This is a genomic window from Pseudomonas sp. RGB (genome assembly GCF_007713445.1).
Taxonomy (GTDB): domain Bacteria; phylum Pseudomonadota; class Gammaproteobacteria; order Pseudomonadales; family Pseudomonadaceae; genus Aquipseudomonas.
In genome coordinates this window covers 118,931-141,252 of record NZ_VMSH01000005.1, presented here as the reverse complement: position 1 = coordinate 141,252, position 22,322 = coordinate 118,931, and the positions used below count along the sequence as shown (strand labels likewise).

Sequence of the window (22,322 nt, the reverse complement as noted above, 5' to 3'; positions counted from 1 at the left end):
TCATCACCCGTTGCTGTTGACCGTGACCGTTTTTTTGTTCTGCCCTTCAATCAGCTGAAAGCCATAGGTGCGGTCGGTTTTTTTCTCGAACACCAACTGACGCCCGGGCAGGATGTGATGCTTGGTGGTCGGCAGGCAGTCGCTTTTTGCGGTGAGCGAACAGTCACGAAACTCATCCAGCACCACCACGCTGTTGCCGTTGTTACGCAGCTGGTATTGGTTGCCTGTCTGGTTGATCTGCGTATCGAAACGCGTGGCCTTGGGCCGCACGAAAAACACCGTGCCGTAACCCGCCATGACGTTGATTCCGGCCGCGAGGCTGTCCTTGTAGTCGGCCCGTTCTTCGTCGGTGATCGCGAAGTTATCGTCCTTCTCCGGCACTACGGGAATAAAGCGCACGCGGAAATAACGCTCCTTGTCCCTCGGCCCCATGTACAACAGGCGCGTGCCCTGGCGCCCGTTGGCCGGCACGATCAGCCGCGCCGGACTCGCCATCAGGCCGTCGCGCCGGGTGGTATTGCCATCGCTGTCGGTGAGCGATGCAACCGGCACCTCGCGATGGGTGCCATCGGCGTTGTAGACGATCTCCAGCACATCGACGCGGATGAACGCCGTGCTCGTGCCGGTGTTGGACACGCGCTTGAGATAGGAACTGCGATCCTGCTCGAGGTAGTCATACACCACCCCGACGTTGATCGCCGGGGCCGCCTGGGCGCCGAGAGCACAAAGCAACAACCCGATCGATAACACTGCCTGTTTCATGTTTGATTACGCCTCGTTAATTGAACACGGCCCGCGCGATACCCACGAGCCGGGAATGCGGATGGCCGTCTAGACCTGCGAATCCCAGACCACGGTTACCACGCCCGAATAGGTACTCCCGGGCCGTTTGAGCATTTCGCTCATGTCGTCTCGCTGCACTTCGAAGTGCAGGGTGCCGGGCCGGTCATTGATGTAATGCAACGGCTGAAACAGCTCGCTGCCCACGCCATCCAGGCGCAGCGCGAGTTTGTTCACGGTTTGGGCGTACTGATCGACCAGGCCGCTGGGCAAGGTCACCGCGACCTGCAGCGGCACTTCATCACCCTCGGCATTGCGCAGCCCGCAGGTGTTGCCCATGACGATCGAGCATTCGAGCTGCATCTTGAAACGCGAGCTGCTGGCGATGCGGAACGTCTGGTCGCGGTACAAACGCGCCGGTGCCCGTCCCTGGTTGAGCCAGGCTTGCCAGCCGCCCTGGGGGATCAATTCGACACGGTTGCCACCGGGCGGGATATCGACCTTGAGCGCGTGTTCCACGCTCAGCCGAAAATTGAAGGTGGCGACGGTTTCGCTGGTTTGCATCACATCGCCGATGTCGAAATCCCCGCCTGGCCCGAAGGTGTAGGTGAGGCTGCCGGCGTAATCACCGGACCTCATGTTGAGCGGGTTCGGGGTCCTGAGTTCGTAGGCGTATTCAAAATTGCTGTAGTACATCCAGGGTATGTCAGTGCCGGCCGTCACACTGCAGGCACCGGCATTCTCGGGAACGATCCAGAAAAACAACGCAAAGGACGGCGAGGCCGCCAGGTAATTCACGCCCTGGCAAGGCGCTGGCGCATGCTGCCAGTAGTAAGACCACTGAGGCATGCCTGTCGTCGCCCAGCCACTGACTCCCGGTGGGTAGGTGACATCCCAGCGCGCGCCCACACCGGCAATACGCATCTGGACCGTCTCGGTTTCACCGGTCGCCTGGTGGGTGACCTGCAGGTCTCGCCAGGCCGAGGGCACTTTGAAATAAGCGCCTTTGCGCGGCTCGGCATAAGCCAGGACGGGCCCGCTTGACGCCGCCGAGAAGGGCCTGCGAATGGTGAAAATATTCATCTCCTTGCACCGCGCGGGAATATGCCCGGGGCAAATCCCGCTTTCCGGCGTGGTGTTCTCGAATTTGTTGACCATCGGGTTGCCCGGGTCGGGACGGAACACGGCGGTAATCTCCTCGACAAACGCCTGCGCCGGTGTGCTGAACAAACCCATGATCAGGGCCAGCACACGGCACGGCCCCAAGGCGCTTCTGGTTGCAGCGACTGACTTCATACATTCTCCGGTTCAAAAGTGCGGGCAGCCATCAGCCGGCGGTTTCCACGTTGAAGTTGGCTTCGGCCAGCGTGTCGGGGGTGCAACGCAGGTCGCCGATCATCAGCACATCGTTTTCATTCGGGGCGTTGGCCGGGTCGAGGCGGAACTGGCAGAGCAACTGGTTCTGGTAGCGCACTTGCAGGGTGGGTGAGCTGGCGCTCATTTCCATCGAGAAGAACCCGTCTACCTCGCTGACCCCACGGCTGGCGTGGTTGATCACGTGATGCCCCTTGAGCGGCCGCCCCTGGGCATCGAGCAGACGCCCCAGCACCGACACGGTTTTCAGCACGGTGACCTTGCGGTAGTCCACCCCGCCCTTGTTCAAGTGATACGTAGTGCGCGCCGGCTGGATGTTGGCGGCGGGCGGGTGATTGCCGTCGAAATCGAAGTTGACGGTGCTGCTTTTGTAGGCGGCCAGCGGCACAAAATTGCGACCGGGGCGCAAGACCGCGCCACCGCCACTGAAGTCATCGGCGCGCAGGGTGATGGCCTCGAGGTCAGTCTCGACATCGATGATCATGCCCGCGCCCGTGCCGTGGTACTGGCTGGTGAGCAGCACCTTGTCGGCGCCGGCCACGAACGTGCTGTTGAGGTTCAGGCCGCCGGTGAATTTATTGTTGAACGAGCTGCGCTGCAGGAAGCCGTCGCCGCTGACCGTGTCGGTACTGAAGCTGGCCGTGCCCGACAGGCCAACGCCATAAGTGTCGGTGATGGCAGTGGCCGAAACGCTTTGCAGCAGGTGGTCGGTGAGGTCCTGGCGAAAGGTGACCGAGGCATTGTTGTCACGGCCGCCATCACGCGCCGTGCGAGTGCCGACACTGCCGGACACTTGGCGGCCGTCGGTGCCCAGCGCCAGGCTCAAGGTGACGTCGATGCCACGGTTGCGCTGATCGTCAGTGCCGTTGGTGCCCGGCCGGTCGAACGCCGAGAAGCGCCAGTTGGCGTCGCTGCCCATCAGGGTGCTGCGCCGGTTCCAGCCCAGGTCCAGGCCGGCGCCCACGACATTGCCCTGGCTGTGGGACAGGCGCACGTTCCAGGAGTTGAGCGCATCGACACGGTGGTTGACCGACAACGCGGTGTTGCTGGTTTCGCCGACAAAGGTATTGCGCCGCAACCGCGTGCCGTCGGGCAGCGTGTCATAGGTGTCGCGGGTGTCGAGCCAGCTGCGGTTGTGGCTGAACACCAGGTTGGTGGTGCCCAGCGTATAAAGCGCCTGCAGGTCCATCCCGGTGCCGTGTTCCTGGGTCTCATACACGTTGGCGTAGACGCTGGTGTTGTTGGCGACGGTCCAGTCCACCGAACCGCCGTATTGCAATTGCTCACGCACTTCACGTGCCGACAACCCGAGAATCACCCGCGGGTGCAACAGGTAGTTGACGGAAGCGCCGGTGGTGATGGCGCCGGAGGCCTGGTCGTCCCAGTTGCTGAATAATTTGGTTTCCCTGCCGGCAAACACGTTGTAGCGCCAGCGGTCGTCGGCGTTGCGCCAGTTGCTCGGTTTGTACACCAGCTCCTGGGAGGTACTGACCGTCATGCCGTCTTCCACCAGGCGCACTTCCACCTCATAGATACCGCCGGGCAGTGGGCGGGTGTCGAGCGTCTGCAGGCCGGCCGCCACTGACTGGCTGTTGAGCAGCAGGCCATTGCGGTAGATCTCCACGGAAGCCTGACGGTTGGCCGTGACGTAGATCGGATAGACGCTGGCCTTGGCGTTGTTGATCGCCAACGTGTCGGAGCTGCCGTACATCACGCCCAGGGCCGTGTCGGGGCTGGCGCCAAAACTGCGCAGCTGTCGGGTCAGGCCATCGGAGTTGGGCGTGAAATGGCCCAGGCGCAGAAAACGCCCTTCAAGCTCGCGCTGGGTATACAGCTCGTGGATCGCGTGGCGCAGGTGCTCTTCGTCGCCGCTCTGGCGGGCCAGCTGCAGGTTGAACACCTGGCTCCAATTGCCCAGGCTGGCGCTCGCCTGCAAACCGTAACGCCCGCCCAGGTCTTCGTCCTGGCCGCCGTTGAGGTTCAGTTGATTGTTGACGATCAAGCCACGGCTGCCGCCTTCCGGCTGCGCGTAGTAGCGCGGGGCGTCATCGGCGCGTTCGACGTTTTGCGTGATGATCGAAAGCTGCGAGCTCTCGAGGCTGTAGTGGGTAGACAGCATCTGCGCGGGGCACGCCTGGCTGCACGCGCCCAGCGCCACACCCTTTTCAAGGATGGCCTGCCAGGTGTCGCGGGTCGCCAGTGGAACTTTGCTGTCGCCCACGTCGGTAAATTCGAGCAGGGTTACGCGGTCATCCCGGGACAACACGATTAACGCCTCGCCGAGTAACTGCTGGTCAAGGTCGACCCGCACGGCCAGCGGTACATCGAAGAAGTGATCACTGAACCCGGTGGGCAAGCCTTGGGCCTGAGCGATCAGACTGCCAGGATTTTCAACACCGGAATTCGGCGCCGCCAGGGCACCCATACAAAAAAAAAGCGCAAGCGCCGCCGCGATGGGAGTCATCGGGAACATGAACACATACTCTGAATGCCAAATGACAAGAATGAAAATCAGGCCGGCGGCCCCTGAACAACCAGCCGGCCTGCTGACGCGATGCCCACGAGCGCGAGGCTCAAGGGGCACTCATTGACGTCAAAGAGCTGGCAGCACCGCGTCAAATACCAGCGGCATAACGCTGGTGTAATTGCCACGCTGATTCGCCGAAGGTTTGGCGGCGTCGATACGCAGTACGGCGCCCAGGCCCGGTGTGGAATCAGCTTCGTTGACAACTTCCTGAGGCGTGCCGCTGAGCACCACACCATTCAAGGTGGCGGTCAGCGGAATGTTTTGCGTGGCATCACCGTTGAACAGCACTGCCGGGCCGCCGTCGATATAGGCGTGAATAGACCCGTTGGTGTTGCGCATGTCGTAGACCGCGGACAACGACGCCAACTCACCATTGGCCAGGTTATACGACATGGCCTCGTCACGGCCCCAGTTAGGGTCGCGCGGCTGCACGTGGAACACGGTGGTCGGGATGCTCGCCTTGATATTGACAGTGTGATTGGCCTCTCCGGCCGCGAACGCCATGGAGGACAGCGCCATGGCAGCCAAAGGGGCAGCAATTGCGAACTTCTTGAACATAGTCGACACCTGTTATTTGCATTGAGTTATATCGCTGAACGTTGAACACAAGACACTGCACAACGTGCGAAGGGCATTACGCGCTCATCAATGTTTGAAAAGCACGGTAATGATCAAGCAATTCAAATAACCAGGATGCCCGCTATTTCTTATAGAGCTGTGGCTTTAATTAGTAAGGCTTGAGGGAAAAAGATGGCACATTGCCAAAACTTTTAATTGATCTGTAAGAACAGGACTACACATCTATATTCGAAACTTTGCTGTGGAATAAAGTCCGTCAGAACAGTACCACAACAGTAACTTTCCGGATAAACATCGGCGCAAAAAAAGTTGAGCATCAACTCTGAATATAATTCACACATCTGAACGCTCTCTTGAAAAGACCAAACGGCTGCTCACCGACCGTTGGTCGCCTCGGCCTTTCGCCGCCAAAAGATATATCTTAAGTTCTATCTTACCCCAAACGGAGAAAGCGAAAATGAGAGAGCATCCCCACCAACGCAACCACGGTGATGGCCGTGATGGTTTTGAAAAACGCCCCGGCCGTGAACGCGGTGGCCGTGGTCCACGCGTGTTTGCCCCCGGCGACCTGAAATTACTGCTGCTGGCGTTGATCGGCGAACAGCCCTGCCACGGCTACGACCTTATCCGCCAGATCGAAGGCCTGTTCGACGGCGCCTACAGCCCCAGCCCCGGCGTGATCTACCCGACCCTGACCTTTCTGGAAGAAAGCGAACTGGTGACCGGCGATACCGAAGGCGGAAAAAAACGCTACACAATCACCGACGCCGGTCGTCTTTCCTTAAGCGAGCAGGCGATTGCCCTGGAAGGCGTGCGCATGCGCATCGACGTCAGCAAACGCTCGCTGCGCGGCCATGATCGCCCGCCCGAAATCCATGAGGCGGTGCACAACCTGCGCCATGCCTTGCAGCTGCACCACGGGCGCTGGAGCCCGGAAGAAATCGCGCGTGTCGCGGCCCTGCTCAACAGCACCGCCCAAGCCATTGTCGACGGCCCCGCCGTTCAACCAGTCCATGGGAAAGCTCAATGAATACGCAAGCCATCCACCGCGTCACCCACGAGATCAAGCGCCGCCGCCTGGAAGTGCTGCGCGTGACCGACATCACCCCGCGCATGCGCCGCATCACCCTGGGTGGGCCCGAGCTGGCAGGTTTTATCAGCCTGGGCAGCGACGACCACATCAAGCTGCTGTTCCCGCAGAACGCCGCCGAACAGGCCGCGCTGGAAAGCCCGAACTTCAGCATCAAGGGCGAGGGCCCACAGCCGGCCATGCGCGACTACACGCCACGGCGTTTCGACCTGAACATCGGTGAACTGGACATCGACTTCGTGCTGCACGGCGATGGCCCTGCCTCCACCTGGGCCGAGCAGGTGCAGGTCGGCCAACACCTGTATATCGGTGGGCCACGCGGTTCGATGATCGTGCCGGATATGTTCGACAGTTACCTGCTGATCGGCGATGAAACCGCCCTGCCCGCCATTGGCCGGCGCCTGGAAGAATTACCGGCGGGTCGCAAGGTGCTGGCGGTGCTTGAAATCGCCAATGCCGCAGAACAGCAGGCGCTGAACAGTGCCGCGGATGTGCAGGTGATCTGGGTGATACGCGGTCAGGACGACCTGCTTGAGACCGTTCGCACACTGACGCTGCCGAGCGGCTCGCTGTACTGCTTCGTGGCGACAGAAACCAAGCTGTCGCGCCAAGTGCGCCGCGTGCTGCTGGACACCCATCAGGTCAATGAAGCGTTCCTAAAGGCTGTGGGTTACTGGCGTGCAGAAGGCAGCGAAGAAGAGTAAGCCGATCGAGGTCGACAATGTGGCAGCGGGCTCGCCGCTGCCACATTTAGTTTCGCGGTGGCTTTAAGCACTTATCCAGGCCCACCACTGCCAACGCGATCCCGATAAACCCCGCCAGAATTCCCCCGGCATTCACAAACACTTGTGGATAACCAAGCGTGTCCACATCAATGAACGGGTACTGATACTGCCCGAGCAAATGCCCGCGCAGCAGTACATAGCCGAAGTACACCAACGGGTAGATCACCCAGGCGCCGATGTGGTTGAAACGCAACGTGCCCTTGGGCACACACCGCCACCAATAAATCACAAACAGCACCGGCATGACGTCGTGCAGCAATTCATCGGCGACGAACTGAAAGCCCGTGGGGCTCCACAAATGCCGCAACAGCAGGTTGTACGCCAGGCTCACCACGACGATGCTCGCAGCGATCGCGCTACTGACCCTGGGCGCCAGGAAAAACCGCTTGGCGGCTGAATCCCGACTGATCAGCGCGTAGCTGAGCACCACCACCACCAGGGTGTTGGTCAGCACCGTGAAGAAACTGAAAAAGTTGATCAACCCGCCCAGCAGGCTGGCGCCCGCCGTCCAGCGCGAATCGAAAATCAGGTATTGCTGAATCGCCAACCCTGCCCAGCCGGCCAGTGCCGCAGCCGCGATGAAACGCTTCATGGGCTCAGTCCAGTGGGCGTTTGGTACGCATCAGCTTCACGTACAACCCTTCGACTTTTTCCCGCGCCCATGGGGTTTTGCGCAGGAACGTCAGGCTCGACTTGATGCTCGGATCGCTCTTGAAGCAGCGCACATCAATGCGTTCGGCCAGGCCTGCCCATTCGTAGTGTTCCACCAGGGTGGTGAGGACGTGTTGCAGGGTCACACCGTGGAGCGGGTCGTTGCTTGTCGCGGTCATGCCGGGCCTTTTGCAATAAGAGGAAACACAGCCGCGCACCTTAGCCGACGGGGCGTACAGGTGGAAGCACTGCATTGAATATAGACGTCGGAGAAAAGTTCCCCTTTTCAGCGAAAAAAGAGATGTTATATTGTAACGATAAATATCAAAAGTAACTGGCCCGATACCGTTTCAGCCTTCTCTTTTTTGTGCCGTTTTGCCAAGGAATGTTCGATGTCCCTCTCTTCTCTCTGGCGCTTGACCCCGCTTGCCGCCGCTCTGCTGATCTGCTCCGAAGCCCACGCTCTGGAACTGCAACCCCAAGTCATCACCGGCAATCCATTGGGCAGCGAACAGCTCGCCTCACCGACCACCGTGCTGGAAGGTGATGACCTGACCCTGCAACAAAAAGGCAGCCTCGGCGAAACCCTGAACAAGCAGCCGGGCGTGTCCTCGTCCTACTTCGGTCCGGGTGCCAGCCGACCGATCATTCGTGGCCAGGATGGCGACCGCATTCGCCTCCTGCGCAACGGCGTGGGCGCGCTGGATGCCTCGTCACTGTCCTACGACCACGCCGTGCCGCTGGACCCGGTCAACGTCGAGCGCATTGAAATCGTACGCGGCCCGGCCGCCTTGCTGTACGGCGGCAGCGCCATTGGCGGCGTGGTCAACACCTTCGACAACCGCATCCCCACCGAAGCCATCGAAGGCATCCACGGTGCCGGTGAATTGCGCTACGGCGGCGCCGACACCACGCGCAGCAGCTCCGGCAAACTGGAGGCCGGCAACGGCACCTTCGCCTTGCACCTGGACGCGAACGCGCGGGAGTTCAACGACCTGAAAATCCCCGGTTTTGCGCGCAGCCGCCACGCCCCGGACACCGAAGATGGCCCCGGCAAAAACGGCCGCCTGGGCAACAGCGACGGGCGCCAGGACGGCGGCGCGGTGGGCGGTTCCTACACCTGGGACGATGGTTACGCCGGCCTGTCCTACAGCAACTACGATGCAAACTACGGCTCACCTGCCGAGCAGGACGTGCGCATCCGCATGAAGCAGGATCACTACGCCTTTGCCTCCGAGATCCGTAACCTGCAGGGCCCGTTCACCTCGGTGAAACTCGACGCGGGCTACACCGACTACCAACACCGCGAAATCAAAGGAGGCGAAACCGGCACGGTGTTCAAGAACAAGGGTTACGAGGCGCGCGTAGAAGCTCGCCATCAGCCGATTGGCCCATTCAATGGCGTGGTCGGCGCGCAGGTGACCCGCAACGAATTCTCGGCCCTGGGTGAAGAAGCCTTCGTGCCGCAGACCGACACCAACGCCGGCGCCCTGTTTATCCTCGAAGAAATGCAGGCCACCGAGCGCCTCAAACTCAGCCTCGGCGCTCGCCTGGAACACACCAGTGTCGACCCGGACGCCAAGGGCAATGCGCGCTTCGCCAATGCCGACCAAACCAATGACTTCACCGCCGGCAGCCTGTCGTCCGGCGCGGTGTACAGCCTCACGCCGGTCTGGTCCCTGGCCGCGACCCTGGGCTACACCGAGCGCGCGCCGACCTTCTACGAGCTGTACGCCAACGGTGCCCACGTCGCCACCGGCACTTATGAGTTGGGCGATGCCAACCTGAAGAAAGAAAAAGCCGTGTCCAGCGACTTGGCATTGCGTTTCGACAATGGCACCCACAAGGGCAGCTTCGGGGTGTTCTACAGCCGCTTCTCCAATTACATCGGGTTGTTGGGCACCGGTCGTACGCTGAACGATGACGGCGAAGAGGACGCGGGCGGCATCCCTGAGTACAGGTACTCGGGTGTGCGTGCACGTTTCGCCGGCTTCGAAGCCCAGGATCACTGGAAACTCGGCGAAGGTGCCTACGGCAAGTTTGCGCTGGAGCTGTCGGGCGATTACACCCGCGCAACCAACCTGGACACCGGCGAGGCCTTGCCGCGCATCGCGCCGCTGCGCGTGAACAGCGGTTTGCTGTGGGAACTGGACCGCTGGCAGGCGCGGATCGACGTCGAACATGCGGCGGGCCAGGGGCGTGTGCCGAGTAACGAGCGCGGCACCGATGGCTACACCACCCTGGGCGCGAGTGCGGGTTATCACTTCAACGTCGGCGCCAGCCAGTGGCTGGCGTTCGTCAATGGCGAAAACCTGACCAACCAGACCGTGCGGTATGCCAGCTCGATCCTGCGCGATATCGCGCCGGCGCCGGGGCGCAGTGTGCAATTGGGTGTACGTACCACCTTCTAACGCCCGCCTTTGGAATCAGTTTTTTGTAGCAAAAGTACTTCCTGTGGCGAGCGGGCTTGCCCCGCGTTGGGCCGCAAAGCGGCCCTAAAATCAGTCAATGAGCTGTACCTGATACACCGCATTTCTCATTGATCAGGGCCGCTTCGCGCCCCAACGCGAGGCAAGCCCGCTCCCCCAAACAAACCAACTGACCATCACACCCTCAATCCAACCTGAAATCGGGTTCCCACAGACATTTTTGCAGCGACGTTCTGTCACTGTTACCAGAACTGAAATGATGCATCTCTCGATTTAGTCTTTCTCAATACGAGCAGGCGCTTTATCCTTGCCGCAACAAACTGAAACGTTTCATGCCTGCGGTCGATCCCACCTTGCCAAACTTACCCCTCTTCAGAGACAGCGCTGTCTTCTACCGACCTGCGCACGGGAATAAATCGCCCGCCTGTGGATAACCCTCTTATCCCCAGAAAAACCGAATTAACGCTGAACCAAGCCCGCGCCGAATCGTCATCTACAGTGAAGCACGGGGTTACATAATTCCAACGTCACGGAGAAACACACTATGAGCACTGATGGTGCTTCAAGCCCAAGCCGCCTGCTGCCCAGGTTGCTGGGGATCTTGCTGCTGATCATGGGGCTGGCCTTGCTGGCCGGCGGCGTCAAGCTGAGCATGCTCGGCGGGTCGCTGTACTACCTGCTGGCCGGTATTGGCATCGCCCTCACCGGCGTTTTGCTGCTGGCCACCCGCCGCGCAGCGCTGGGCTTGTACGCACTGGTGTTGTTCGCCAGCACCGTGTGGGCACTGTGGGAAGTCGGCCTGGATTGGTGGCAGCTGGTGCCGCGCCTGGCCCTGCTGTTCGCCTTGGGCATCGTCTTGCTGCTGCCGTGGTTTCGCCGTCCGTTGTTGCGCGGCCAGCCTGCGCCGCTGGGCACTGGCGCGCTGAGCGTGGCCGTGGTGCTGGCGGGCGCTGCCGCCCTGGCCAGCCAATTCACCAACCCAGGTGAAATGGTCAAGACCGGTCAGCTCGACCGCGACGCCGTGCCTGGCATGGCCAGCGCTGCACCGGCCCAGGCCGATGGCGACTGGAACTCCTACGGTCGTTCGGCCTTCGGTGATCGTTACTCGCCACTGGCGCAGATCACTCCGGAAAACGCCCACAAGCTGGTGCCGGCGTGGACGTTCCGTACTGGCGACATTCCTGGCCCAGGCGATCCCGGTGAAACCACCGCGGAAAACACCCCGCTGAAAGTCAACGGCATGCTCTACGTGTGCACGCCGCACAGCCAGGTGATTGCCCTGGACCCGGACACCGGCAAGGAAATCTGGCGTTTCGACCCGAAGATCAGCACCGAAGGTGCCGCGAACTTCAAAGGTTGGGCGCACATGACCTGCCGCGGCGTCTCGTATCACGATGACGCGGTCTACGCTTCCGAGCAAAGCCCTACCGGCAGTGCCAGCGCTGCTCCGGTCAGCGCCGTCTGCCCGAAACGCATTTTCGTACCGACTGCCGACACCCGTCTGATCGCCCTGGATGCCGACACCGGCAAAATGTGTGAAGACTTCGGTGACAAAGGCCAGGTCGACCTGCGTGCCAATATCGGCAGCTTCGCCCCAGGCGGTTACTACTCCACCTCGCCACCGGCCGTGACCAAGAACCTGGTCGTGATCGGCGGTCACGTGACCGACAACGTTTCCACCGACGAGCCTAGCGGCGTGATCCGCGCGTTCGACGTGCACACCGGCAAGCTTGTGTGGAACTGGGACAGCGGCAACCCGGACGACACCACCCCGTTGGCCGAGGGCAAGACCTACACCCGCAACTCGCCGAACATGTGGTCCATGTTCAGCGTCGATGAAAAACTCGGCATGCTCTACCTGCCGATGGGCAACCAGATGCCTGACCAATACGGCGGCGACCGTACCGAAGACTCGGAAAAATACAGCGCCGGCCTGACTGCTCTGGACATCGACAGCGGCCACGTGAAGTGGACCTTCCAGTTCACTCACCACGACCTGTGGGACATGGACGTGGGCGGCCAGCCTAGCCTGATCGACATCAAGACCGCACAGGGCGTCAAGCAAGCGGTGATGGCGTCGACCAAGCAAGGCAGCATCTACGTGCTGGACCGCACTAACGGTCAGCCTGTGGTGCCGATCAACGAAATCCCTGTACCGCAAGGCGCAGTGGCCGGTGATCACACCTCCCCTACCCAACCCAAATCCGACCTGAACTTCATGCCGCCGCCGTTGAAAGAACGCGACATGTGGGGCGTGACACCGTTTGACCAGATGCTGTGCCGGATCGATTTCAAATCCATGCGCTACGACGGCCCGTTCACCCCGCCATCGCTGCAAGGTTCGATCGTTTACCCAGGTAACTTCGGCGTGTTCGACTGGGGCGGCATTTCCGTCGACCCGGTTCGCCAGATTGCCTTCGTGAACCCGAGCTACATGGCGTTCAAATCGAAACTGATCCCGGCGGCCGACATTGCCAAGCAAGGTCCGCGCGTCAGCGAAACCGAAGGCGTACAGCCAAACAAAGGCGCGCCGTACGGCGTGATCCTTGAAGCGCTGCTGTCGCCTCTTGGCCTGCCGTGCCAGGCGCCGGCGTGGGGTTATGTGGCGGCGGTCGACCTGACCAACCACCAGACCATCTGGATGCACAAGAACGGCACCGTGCGCGACAGCTCGCCGGTTCCGGTCCCGCTGACCATGGGCGTGCCTAGCCTGGGCGGGACATTCACCACCGCCGGTGGCGTGTCCTTCCTCAGCGGCACCCTCGACCAGTACCTGCGTGCCTATGACGTGAAAAACGGCAAGCAGCTGTGGGAAGGCCGCCTGCCAGCAGGCGCGCAAACCACACCGATGACCTACACCGGCAAGGACGGCAAGCAGTACGTGCTGGTCATGGCTGGCGGTCACGGCTCGCTGGGCACCAAGCAGGGTGACTATGTGATGGCGTTCAAACTGCCGGACTAAGTGCTAACCGGCGGTAAAACAAAGGCGGCTACCTGATGGGTAGCCGCCTTTTTTGTGCCCGTGTTCACTCAATGTGGGAGCTGGCTTGCCTGCGATGGCGGTGCAACAGAAACAGATTCTTTGACTGCCACACCGCCATCGCGGGCAAGCCCGCTCCCACAGGGTTTAGCGGTGTTCAGGCGAGAGGGTTTACAGGGCAACCCGCGCGCGGTGCATCCACATCTCAAACGCCATGGCGTTCAACGGCCGGCTGATCAGGTGACCCTGCGCCGTGTCGCACTTCCATTGCCTGAGCAACTTCAGGCTGGGCTCGAACTCCACACCCTCAGCCACCACCTTGAGCCCCAGGTTGTGGCTCATTTCGATGGTCGAACGCACAATCACGCCGTCTCCACTGGCGCTGTCGAGGTTGCGAATGAACGACTGGTCGATCTTCAATTCCTGCACCGGCAAACGCTGCAACTGCGCCAGGGATGAATAGCCGGTGCCGAAGTCGTCCACCGACAGGCTGATGCCACAGCCGCGCAATTGCTCCAGCACGCTGAGCGCCTGTTGCGGGTTGTGCATGATCGCGCTCTCGGTGATCTCGAAGGTCAGTTGCTGCGCCGCGACAGCGTATTGCATCAGCAAGGCGGTGACGCGAATGGCCAGGTCGTCATCGGCCAGGTCGTCCACCGAAATGTTGACCGACAGTTGAATGTGCAAACCGCGCCCTGCCCACTCGGCGATCTGCCGGATCGCCTCCTCGATCACCCACAGCGTCATGCTGCGCATGCTGCCGGTGCGTTCGGCCAAGGGGATGAATTCGGCGGGCGACACCTGGCCCAGCGTCGGATGCTGCCAGCGCAGCAAGGCTTCCGCCTGGCGTACGTGACCATGCATGAGGTCGAGTTTGGGCTGGTAGCACAGGAAAAATTCGCCTTCGACGACCGCGCGGCGCAGGTCGCGGATCAACGTGATCTGGCGCTGGTGCGCCAGGTCGCGGTCTTGCTGGTAGATCTGCAGGTGCCCGGGCAGGCTCGCCGCATCATGCCGGGCGATGGCGGCGCGGCTGATCAGTTCTTCGACCTGCTGGCCGTCGGCCGGGTAGGCGGCAATGCCGATGCTGACTTCATGCCGCACTTCGTCGTTGCCAATGCGCTGGGGCTCGGTGAGCAGCCCATACAGGCGGTCGGCGCGGGCTACCGCGCGGTCGATCTCGGTGTTTTCCAGCAACAGCAAAAACTCGCTGCCGGCGATACGCGCAGCGGTGTCACTGGCCAACAGGCACATGGACAGGCACCGGCTGGCTTCACGCAACATTTCTTCGACGCCCTGTGGCCCGAAGCCTTCGTTGATCACCCGGTAGTTTTCGATCCCCAGGTACAGCAACACCACCGGGCGCTGCGCACTGATCGCACTGCCCAGGCGTTCCATGGCCAACGCGCGATTGGGCAAGCCGGTGAGCGGATCATGCAACGCGTTATGGGCCAACTGCCGCTCGCGCACGGCGATGCCGCTTTGCATTGCATTAAAGGCCTGGGCCAGCAAGCCGAATTCATCGTGGCTGCGCACCCGCACCGGGGTTCGATAATCACCGGCCCCGATCCGCTCGGCCGCCTCCACCAGGGCGTTGAGTGGGCGTGACACGCGGCGCGCCAGCAACAACGCGGCGGCCAGCGACACCAACAACACCGCCAGGGCGATCCCGAGAAACTGCCGGTCCAGCGGCGCAAAAGACTCAAGCGCATGGTCCAGCGGGCTTTGCAGCAACACGCGCACTTCATTACCCTCGCCGGTGTTGGCCAGCGGCAGCACCTGGCTGAGCACGCGTTGCCCGTAGAACAGGTTGATCTGCGCATCAGGGTTGAGTTGCGCCTGGTGCAGCGTATCGATGATGGTGGCCCGGTAGGCCTCAGGCTGGGTGCTGAACAACTCGCCGACCTGGCCGTTCTGCACGCTGAGGAACGACACTTCAAGGTTGCTCATGGAACGCAGTTCGTTGGCGAACTGCCTGTCCATGGGGAAGCCCATCACCACGCGGGCAATGGGCTGCGGGTCGAGGACGACATCCTGCACAAGCAGATAGGGCAGGCTGTCCATCGCGACGATAAGCATCTGCAGCCCGCTGCGTCGCGCATGCCGCAAGGCCTCGTCGTACGGGAAGGGCTGGCCGTGTGTCAGTACCGGCAAGGTACTGACCATCACCTTGCCATCCAGGCCCAGCACGAACACTTCACTGGAACGCAGGCCGGTGCCATGCCGTCGCAGCGCGGCCATTACCGTTTCGGGGTTGCCCTCGGCCACCGCCTGTTTGAAGGGGCCGTCGGCGGTGAGCCAATCCAACCCGTATTGCAGCCGACGCCCGCGCAGGTCGAGCAAACGTTCGAACACTTGGCTGCCGGTGCTGAGCTGAACCTGGGCCTGTTTCTCCACGGCGCGGGTGGTGGCGGCCTTGACGGCGAAGTAAGTCGCAGCCACCACCACCAGCAGCAATAGCGCCAACACCCCGGCAATGCGGGTCTGAAATGTGTGGCGCCACTTCATTGCCGTGGCCTCTGGCAGCACGCGCCTCTCTGTGCCGATCCGTCCCTCTGTCATACGCATTCCTGGCGGCTGCTGACCTGGCGTCAAAAAAACATTCGTTTTTAACGAATGGTTGGTTCAACCAGATTAGCTGGGGGCTGGAATATGTACACCCAATAGGGACGGGGATGTGTCTGTCAGTTTATTGGCGGCAAACGCTTGGCTCGGAGGGCTGGTGGGGCATAGCCCCAAGCTGGGTAACGGGGACGTACGCAATCACACGCGCGCGCGCATGAAATCCCCCCACCGCCGCACCAGGTAATTGTGCTCATCCATTACCGAGTTCCACACCGCAATGTGGCCCATGCGCTGCTCATAGGAGCCACCATCACGCACCTCGCCGACGTCGATCAACGGCAAGCCATCACTGCCGAGCAGCTCTTCACGGGCGGGCTTGCCGGCATACCAGTAATCCCACTCGGCGCTGCTCAAATGATCGCGGGTGCGCGCCGGGTTACCGATGTAATAGCCCTGACGCGCCATCACCGCCCCCGGCCAGCCGGATAACCACCAATTCAGATAAGCATAAGCCGCATCCAGCACCGGCCCCTGGGCATGGCGCGACAGCGACAACCCACCAAACCATCCGCGGTACCCTTCACGGGGCACCGCCAGCCGATACTTCACGCCTGCCCGGTGCAAGCGCATCAGGGTCGGCGACCACAGACTCTGGATATCGATGCTGGGGCTCAGCATCAACTGCGCGGCCTCTTCATCATCCGACCAGAACGCCGCAAAGTGCCCCTCCTTCTGCTTGCGCACCAGAATGTCAGCCAGTACATCGATCTCTTCGATGCTCATATTGCCGATGTCTTTGAACTGCGCCAGCCCCGCGCCCTGCACCGCCAACGCGGCATCCAGCGCGCCAATCGCGGCATCGCTTTGCAGCGCAGTGCGCGCGCTCCAGGCCGGGTCGAGCAGCCAGCCCCAGCTTTCATTGCCGTGGCTGAAGCCTTCGGGCAAACGCTCCGGGCGGTAGGCAAAACTGTCGGCGTTATGGGTCAACGGCAGCATGCTGATGCGCTCGGTGACGCTGCTGCCAAGGCTGCCGTCGTGCTGCACGAACAGCCGCTCACTGGGTACGCTGCCACCGCCCAACCGGTCGTTGGCCGACAAGCGACCACGCTTGGGCAAATCATTGATCTCGTGCCACAAGGCGATGCGCCGCGTGTCGATGGGCTGGATCGCCCGCGCCGGCCAGACGAAATCAACGTTGTGAAACCATTGGTCGTAGAGGTCGTAGCTGTCGGGCTGCATCACGGCGATGCGCTGGGCCTGCGCCACGTCGTGCACCTGATAGACCAGGCGAATACCCAGCTCTTTTTCGGCGCGAACGCGCAAGCATTCCAGCAGGGTCACGGACGTACCGAGCACACGTAATGTGATCATGCTGCGAAGCGCCGTGAGAACACCTCGAAGGAGCGCCGCAACAGCGCCGGGTCGAGGCCGCGCAGGATAAACACCAGGCGCGACTGGCGGTCGGTGCCGGGCCACGCGGGCAAATGCACCGGGGCATGCAGGCAGTGCTGCACGCCATGAATGACGATGGGGGCCGAGCTTGCGTTCACGTTGAGCAGTCCTTTGACGCGAAGGATTCGTTCGCCGTGACATCTTAACAGCATCGACAACCAGACCCCGAAGCCGACCCAGTCCAGCGGTTGGTCGAAGCTCAGGCAGCACACTTGCGCGGCGCCGTGGGTGGCGGTGGTGGTCTGATGCAGTTGCCAGCGGCTGACTTCAACGGCCGGTTCGGCGCTGCGCACGCCTTCGCCAAGCAGCAACTGATCGCCGCTGTGAACCTCATGGGTGTCGAGAATCGGCGTCCCCGCATTGAGTGCCCGCAAGTGCGCGCGCAGCGCTTCACATTCGCCGGCCAAGTCGGTCTTGCTCAGCAGCAAGCGGTCGGCCGCCGCAACCTGGGCCAGCCATTCCGGGTGCAGGCGCTCTTGCAACGTGGCGTGACTGGCATCGACCAGCGTGATCACCAGGCCGATATGAAAACGCCCGCGCAGTTGCACATCGTTGTTCAGCGTGGCCAGGATCGGCGCCGGATCGGCCAACCCGGTGGTCTCCAGGATCACCCGTTTGAACGCCGGAACTTCACCGCGCTCGCGCCGTTGCAACAGGGCGAGCAACGCCTCCTTGAGCTCGCCGCGAATCGAACAGCACACGCAACCGCTGGGCAGCAGCACGGTGTCCGGCGCAACTTCTTCCACCAGCAGATGATCGATGCCGACATCGCCGAACTCATTGATCAGCAACGCCGTGTCACCCAGGCTTTCACCTTGCAGCAGGCGCTTGAGCAAGGTGGTTTTGCCGCTGCCGAGGAAACCGGTGATGACGTTGAGGGCAATGCTCATGATGACTCCAGGTGATCAAGCAAGCGGGGGTCCAGCGGATCCAGCGGGCGACCGAGCATGTTTTCAGCCGCTTGCCAGAGTTGATCCAGGCCACTTGCCAGGGCCTGTTTGCCGGTGGCGCCCAACAACAGGTAAGACGCGCCCTGGAAGTCTTCGACCTTGAGCCGGAACACCGCCAGCACCTGGTTGATCGCGGCGATCCGGCGCAGGCGTTCGCGGCGCCGGGGCAGCTCATCGCCCAAGGGATCGCTCCAGTGCAGGTCTTCGCCGAGTAATCCGCAGAGTCCGCACATGGTTACACCTCACTCATGGCATGACATCGCCGGAGTTCGGGCCCAGGGTCTGGCCGACAAACAGGTTGCCACCCGGCTCACTGGCCAGCAGCACGGCGGTGGGCGCGACTTCATCGGCCAGGCCGAAACGGCCCAGGGGCAATTCGGCGGCCTTGGCGCGCTTCCAGTCGTCGCTGATGCCGCCCACCAGCGGCGTTTCGATAGGGCCCGGCGCGATAGCGTTGACCAGCACATTGTCCTTGGCCACTTCCAGCGCCAGGGATTTGGTGAAACCGATCACGCCAGCCTTGGCGGCGGCGTAATGGGTCAGCTCGGCGCCGCCCTTGATGCCCAATTGCGAGGCCACATTGATGATGCGCCCCCAACGTTGCGCCAGCATGTGGGGCAAAGCGCGCTGGCTGGCGACGAACACGCTGGTGAGGTCAACGCGCAACATGTCGTTCCACATGTCGATGGAGAGGTCGACGCAGCAGGCCTGGGTGAGCATGCCGGCATTGTTGACCAGAATGTCGATGCCGCCGAAGTGCTCGACGCAGCGGTCGACACTGGCCTGGGCGCCTTCGACAGTGCCGACGTCAGCCAGGCATTCAAACACTTCGGCGCCGAGGTTGCGGCAGGTGATGGCGGTTTCGGCAAGGCTGGCAGCATTGCGGTCAGCCAGCAGCAGCCGCGCGCCCTCGGCGGCGTAGGCGCGGGCAATGGCGGCACCGATGCCGCTGCCGGCGCCGGTGATGACGGCGCGGCGGTTATTCAGTTGAGGCATACAAAATCTCCTTAAACAAACACGATCCCTGTGGGAGCTGGCTTGCCTGCGATAGCGGTGGATCAGTCAGTACATGTGGGGCTGAAACTCCGCTATCGCAGGCAAGCCAGCTCCCACATTTTTTAGACCGCGTACAGTCAGTCAGGCCAGCGCACAGTCAAGCCGCCGTCGATGACGATGCTCTGCCCGGTCAGATAACTGGATGCCTCACTGGTCAAAAACTGCACCAACGAGGCCACCTCATCCGCCCGCCCTACCCGGCCCAATGGAATCGCCCGCGCCGCCTTCGCCAACCCTTCAGGCCCCAACGAGTTCTTCGCATCCAGCGACTGCGGCGTCTCGATCAAGCCCGGAATCACTGCGTTGCAACGGATGCCCAAGGGCGCCAACTCCACCGCCAGCGACCGGCACAACCCCGGCACGCCGGCCTTGGCCGCCGCGTAATGGCTGTGCTCCTGCCAGCCATACACGCCGCCGGCAATCGACGAAATCGCTACCAGCGCGCCGCCCTCGCCCATATGCCGGGTGGCCGCGCGGAAGGTGCGCATCACCCCCGTCAGGTCGACATTGAGCATCTCGTTCCACAACGCATCGGTCATGTCCAACAACGGTGCGCGACGCAGCAAACCGGCATTGGCTACTGCGTAATCCAGACGGCCGAAATGCTGCACGGCCTGCGCGGCCAGCGCGTCCACCGAGGCAGTGTCGCCCACGTCCAGCGGTAGCATCAGGCACTCACCACCGGCTTCTTCCACCAGCGCCACGGTGGTATGCGGGTCGTGCGGATCGGCCGGGTAATACCCGCCCACCACCGCCACGCCATTGCGCGCATAGGCCACGGCCAGGGCTTGGCCGATGCCGCTGGCGGCACCGGTAATCAGGGCAACTTTACGGCTCATCTCACACTCCTCACTGAACGGTTTCCGGGCGCACATGGCGAGCGGCAAACATCAGCGCACCGGACAAAAAGCATGGCAGCGCGCCGAACCACAGCGCGGCGGTCTGCCAGTCGCTGCCGGCGGACAACACTTGGGTGGCGCCAAAACCGGCCACCACCGCCCCGATCGGACCCATGGCATGAATGATCGCGCCACCGGTGGCGCGGATGCTGGTGGGGAAACTCTCGCTGATAAAAAACAGCGCCGCCGAGTACGGCCCGATCAGGAAGAACAGGCCCAGGCTGTAGAGCCCCACCACCATCGCCATATTGCTTGGCCCAAACAGCATCCCGGCAAACGCCAGGCCGCCGAGCATCCAGCCCAGACCGATGACATTGCGACGGCCGATTTTGTCGCCCATCCAGCCATGAGTCAGGTAACCGCAGTACCCCACCAGGTTCGACAGCACGAGGATGATCAGCGAATTCTCGAACGAGATATGGTGCACGCTGACGATCACCGAAGTCCCCAGCACGCTGAACACCTGGATGGCCGCCCAGTTGAGCAACAGCGCGGCGCCGATCACCAGCGTGGCGCGGCGGGCCGGGCCACGGAAGGCGGCTTTGAGGCCGGCCTTGCTGTGTTCGTCATAGTCCACGCCGTAGGTCACGGCGACGTTCTGCGCCTCTTTCACCGCGCCACTTTTACGCAGTTCGCTGATGCGCTGGTGAATCTGGAACTGCGGGCTCTCCTTGAGCTTGCGCGCCATGATCGCAATCACGATGGCCGGGATAGCGGCAAAGATGAAGCAACCCTGCCAGCCGATGACCGGCAACAGCAGCGCGGTCAACCCGGCGGCGATCAACGCACCGACCGGCCAGCCGCCCTGCACCAGGCTGTAGATAAACCCGCGCCGCTTGGTCAGGCGCGGGTCTTCAGAGGCGCCATACAGCTCACTCAGATACGTGGCGTTGACGGTTTCCTCGGCATAGCCCAGGCCACCCAACGAGCGGATCAGAATCAGCGGCGACTTGCCCCACGCACCGCCAATCGCGGTGAGTGCCGAGCACAGCGCGGAGCCGGCCACGGTAAAAATAATGCCTTTGCGCCGCCCCAACTTATCCACGACCGGGCCAATGGCAAAGGCAACCACTGCCGTGCCCACCGCCACCCAGGTCGCGATTTCAGCTTGCTCCACTTCTCCCCAGCCAAAGTGCCGGCCGATTTCCGGCAGCAAGGTGCCAAAGAGGATGAAGTCATACACCGCAAACACCCAGGCGAAAAACGCGATCCAGGTGGCGAAGCGTACTTCCTGGGACGTCAGTTGCCGGGGTTTCCAGCCAGTCAGGTCAAGCTTGTTGTAGATGGACATAAATCGCGCCTCGGGGGTGTGGGCTAAGGGTCAGGAACGCGGTTGGCGGCGGATAAAGTCGTCGGCGATTTCGTCGAAGGTGACGAAGCGCACGCCCGCATGGCTCTGGATGTGTTCGATCAGGCGCTCAAGCATCAGCAGCACTTGCGGGCGACCGGACACGTCGGGGTGAATGGTCATGGTGAACACCGCGTGTTCGTGTTCGCGGTAAACCCAGTCGAACTGGTCGCGCCACATTTCTTCCAGGTGGCGCGGGTTGACGAAGCCGTGGCTGTTGGGGGCTTTTTTGATGAACATCATTGGCGGCAGGTCGTCGAGGTACCAGTTGGCCGGGATCTCCACCAGGTCGGTTTCTTCGCCGCGCACCAGCGGTTTCATCCAGGTGTCGGGGTGCTGGCTGTAGTCGATCTTGGTCCAGCTGTCGCCCTTGCGCACGTAGTAGGGGTGGAAGTCGTTGTGCATCAGGCTGTGGTCATACTTGATGCCTTTTTTCAGCAGCAGCTCGTTGGTGACCTTGCTGAATTCCCACCACGGCGCGACGTAGCCGGTCGGACGTTTGCCGGTGACCTGGGTGATCAGCTCGATGGATTTATCCAGGACGATTTCTTCCTGTTCGGCCGTCATCGCAATCGGGTTTTCATGGCTGTAGCCGTGCACGCCGATTTCGTGACCGGCGTCGGCCACCGCCTTCATCTGCTCGGGGAAGGTTTCCATCGAGTGGCCGGGAATAAACCAGGTGGTGCGCAGGCCATAGCGTTCGAACAATTTGAGCAAGCGCGGCGCGCCGATTTCACCGGCGAACAGGCCGCGCGAGATGTCGTCCGGCGAGTCTTCACCGCCGTAGGAGCCGAGCCAGCCGGCGACGGCGTCAACGTCGACGCCAAATGCACAGAGAATGTCTTTAGCCATGATGT

18 protein-coding genes are annotated in these 22,322 nt (G+C 61.9%); 4 read left to right on the top strand and 14 right to left on the bottom strand.

The window, feature by feature from the left end; all coding sequences use genetic code 11:
• Nucleotides 1-3: 3 nt before the first annotated feature.
• From FPT15_RS12775 to FPT15_RS12760, 4 genes are all read right to left on the bottom strand, one after another.
• Nucleotides 4-762: a molecular chaperone gene (locus tag FPT15_RS12775; RefSeq protein WP_145161461.1), complete on the bottom strand. Its 759-nt coding sequence runs from the start codon at nt 760-762 to the stop codon at nt 4-6.
• A gap of 69 nt (nt 763-831) precedes the next feature.
• Nucleotides 832-2,076, bottom strand: coding sequence for a hypothetical protein (locus tag FPT15_RS12770; RefSeq protein ID WP_145161458.1), 1,245 nt, complete (start codon nt 2,074-2,076; stop codon nt 832-834).
• A gap of 31 nt (nt 2,077-2,107) precedes the next feature.
• Entirely contained in the window at nt 2,108-4,627 is a 2,520-nt protein-coding gene (locus FPT15_RS12765; protein WP_145161455.1) for a TcfC E-set like domain-containing protein, read from the bottom strand.
• Nucleotides 4,628-4,747: 120 nt separating this feature from the next.
• A complete protein-coding gene (locus FPT15_RS12760) occupies nt 4,748-5,239 on the bottom strand; it encodes a CS1 type fimbrial major subunit (RefSeq protein WP_106579440.1) in 492 nt (163 codons plus the stop codon).
• Between the two features lie 478 nt (nt 5,240-5,717).
• Here FPT15_RS12760 and FPT15_RS12755 point away from each other — a divergent pair, with 478 nt between their 5' ends.
• Together FPT15_RS12755 and FPT15_RS12750 are read left to right on the top strand one after the other, a co-directional pair.
• Nucleotides 5,718-6,290: a PadR family transcriptional regulator gene (locus tag FPT15_RS12755; RefSeq protein ID WP_145161452.1), complete on the top strand. Its 573-nt coding sequence runs from the start codon at nt 5,718-5,720 to the stop codon at nt 6,288-6,290.
• Nucleotides 6,287-7,054 (top strand): siderophore-interacting protein, encoded by a 768-nt coding sequence (locus FPT15_RS12750; RefSeq protein WP_145161449.1) that lies wholly within the window; start codon nt 6,287-6,289, stop codon nt 7,052-7,054. Before FPT15_RS12755 ends, FPT15_RS12750 begins: the two co-directional genes overlap by 4 nt.
• Before the next feature lie 46 nt (nt 7,055-7,100).
• Here the strand turns inward: FPT15_RS12750 and FPT15_RS12745 are convergent, their stop codons facing one another.
• Together FPT15_RS12745 and FPT15_RS12740 are read right to left on the bottom strand one after the other, a co-directional pair.
• Nucleotides 7,101-7,727, bottom strand: coding sequence for a Pr6Pr family membrane protein (locus tag FPT15_RS12745; protein ID WP_145161446.1), 627 nt, complete (start codon nt 7,725-7,727; stop codon nt 7,101-7,103).
• 4 nt (nt 7,728-7,731) lie between these two features.
• A complete protein-coding gene (locus FPT15_RS12740; RefSeq protein ID WP_048720273.1) occupies nt 7,732-7,965 on the bottom strand; it encodes a VF530 family DNA-binding protein in 234 nt (77 codons plus the stop codon).
• A gap of 213 nt (nt 7,966-8,178) precedes the next feature.
• On the opposite strand from FPT15_RS12740, the gene FPT15_RS12735 reads away from it, so the two are divergent.
• Complete coding sequence (locus FPT15_RS12735) at nt 8,179-10,197, top strand: TonB-dependent receptor (protein ID WP_145161443.1); 2,019 nt, start codon at nt 8,179-8,181, stop codon at nt 10,195-10,197.
• A 562-nt stretch (nt 10,198-10,759) separates the two neighbouring features.
• On the top strand, nt 10,760-13,177 hold the full coding sequence (locus FPT15_RS12730) for a glucose/quinate/shikimate family membrane-bound PQQ-dependent dehydrogenase (RefSeq protein ID WP_145161441.1): 2,418 nt from the start codon (nt 10,760-10,762) through the stop codon (nt 13,175-13,177).
• A gap of 189 nt (nt 13,178-13,366) precedes the next feature.
• Here FPT15_RS12730 and FPT15_RS12725 read toward each other — a convergent pair whose 3' ends face one another.
• From FPT15_RS12725 to FPT15_RS12690, 8 genes are all read right to left on the bottom strand, one after another.
• Nucleotides 13,367-15,703: a bifunctional diguanylate cyclase/phosphodiesterase gene (locus FPT15_RS12725; RefSeq protein ID WP_145161438.1), complete on the bottom strand. Its 2,337-nt coding sequence runs from the start codon at nt 15,701-15,703 to the stop codon at nt 13,367-13,369.
• A 255-nt stretch (nt 15,704-15,958) separates the two neighbouring features.
• Nucleotides 15,959-17,131, bottom strand: coding sequence for a PotD/PotF family extracellular solute-binding protein (locus tag FPT15_RS12720; RefSeq protein ID WP_145161435.1), 1,173 nt, complete (start codon nt 17,129-17,131; stop codon nt 15,959-15,961).
• On the bottom strand, nt 17,128-18,102 hold the full coding sequence (locus FPT15_RS12715; RefSeq protein ID WP_145161432.1) for a GTP-binding protein: 975 nt from the start codon (nt 18,100-18,102) through the stop codon (nt 17,128-17,130). Before FPT15_RS12715 ends, FPT15_RS12720 begins: the two co-directional genes overlap by 4 nt.
• Nucleotides 18,099-18,395: a hypothetical protein gene (locus FPT15_RS12710; RefSeq protein ID WP_145161429.1), complete on the bottom strand. Its 297-nt coding sequence runs from the start codon at nt 18,393-18,395 to the stop codon at nt 18,099-18,101. Before FPT15_RS12710 ends, FPT15_RS12715 begins: the two co-directional genes overlap by 4 nt.
• 13 nt (nt 18,396-18,408) lie before the next feature.
• Nucleotides 18,409-19,158 (bottom strand): SDR family NAD(P)-dependent oxidoreductase, encoded by a 750-nt coding sequence (locus FPT15_RS12705; RefSeq protein ID WP_145161427.1) that lies wholly within the window; start codon nt 19,156-19,158, stop codon nt 18,409-18,411.
• Nucleotides 19,159-19,295: 137 nt separating this feature from the next.
• Nucleotides 19,296-20,057: an SDR family NAD(P)-dependent oxidoreductase gene (locus tag FPT15_RS12700; protein WP_145161424.1), complete on the bottom strand. Its 762-nt coding sequence runs from the start codon at nt 20,055-20,057 to the stop codon at nt 19,296-19,298.
• Nucleotides 20,058-20,067: 10 nt separating this feature from the next.
• Nucleotides 20,068-21,408: an MFS transporter gene (locus FPT15_RS12695; protein WP_145161421.1), complete on the bottom strand. Its 1,341-nt coding sequence runs from the start codon at nt 21,406-21,408 to the stop codon at nt 20,068-20,070.
• A gap of 30 nt (nt 21,409-21,438) precedes the next feature.
• The gene (locus FPT15_RS12690; RefSeq protein WP_053254585.1) at nt 21,439-22,317 is read right to left on the bottom strand and encodes a polysaccharide deacetylase; all 879 of its coding nucleotides are present in this window, start codon (nt 22,315-22,317) and stop codon (nt 21,439-21,441) included.
• Between the last annotated feature and the right edge of the window lie 5 nt (nt 22,318-22,322).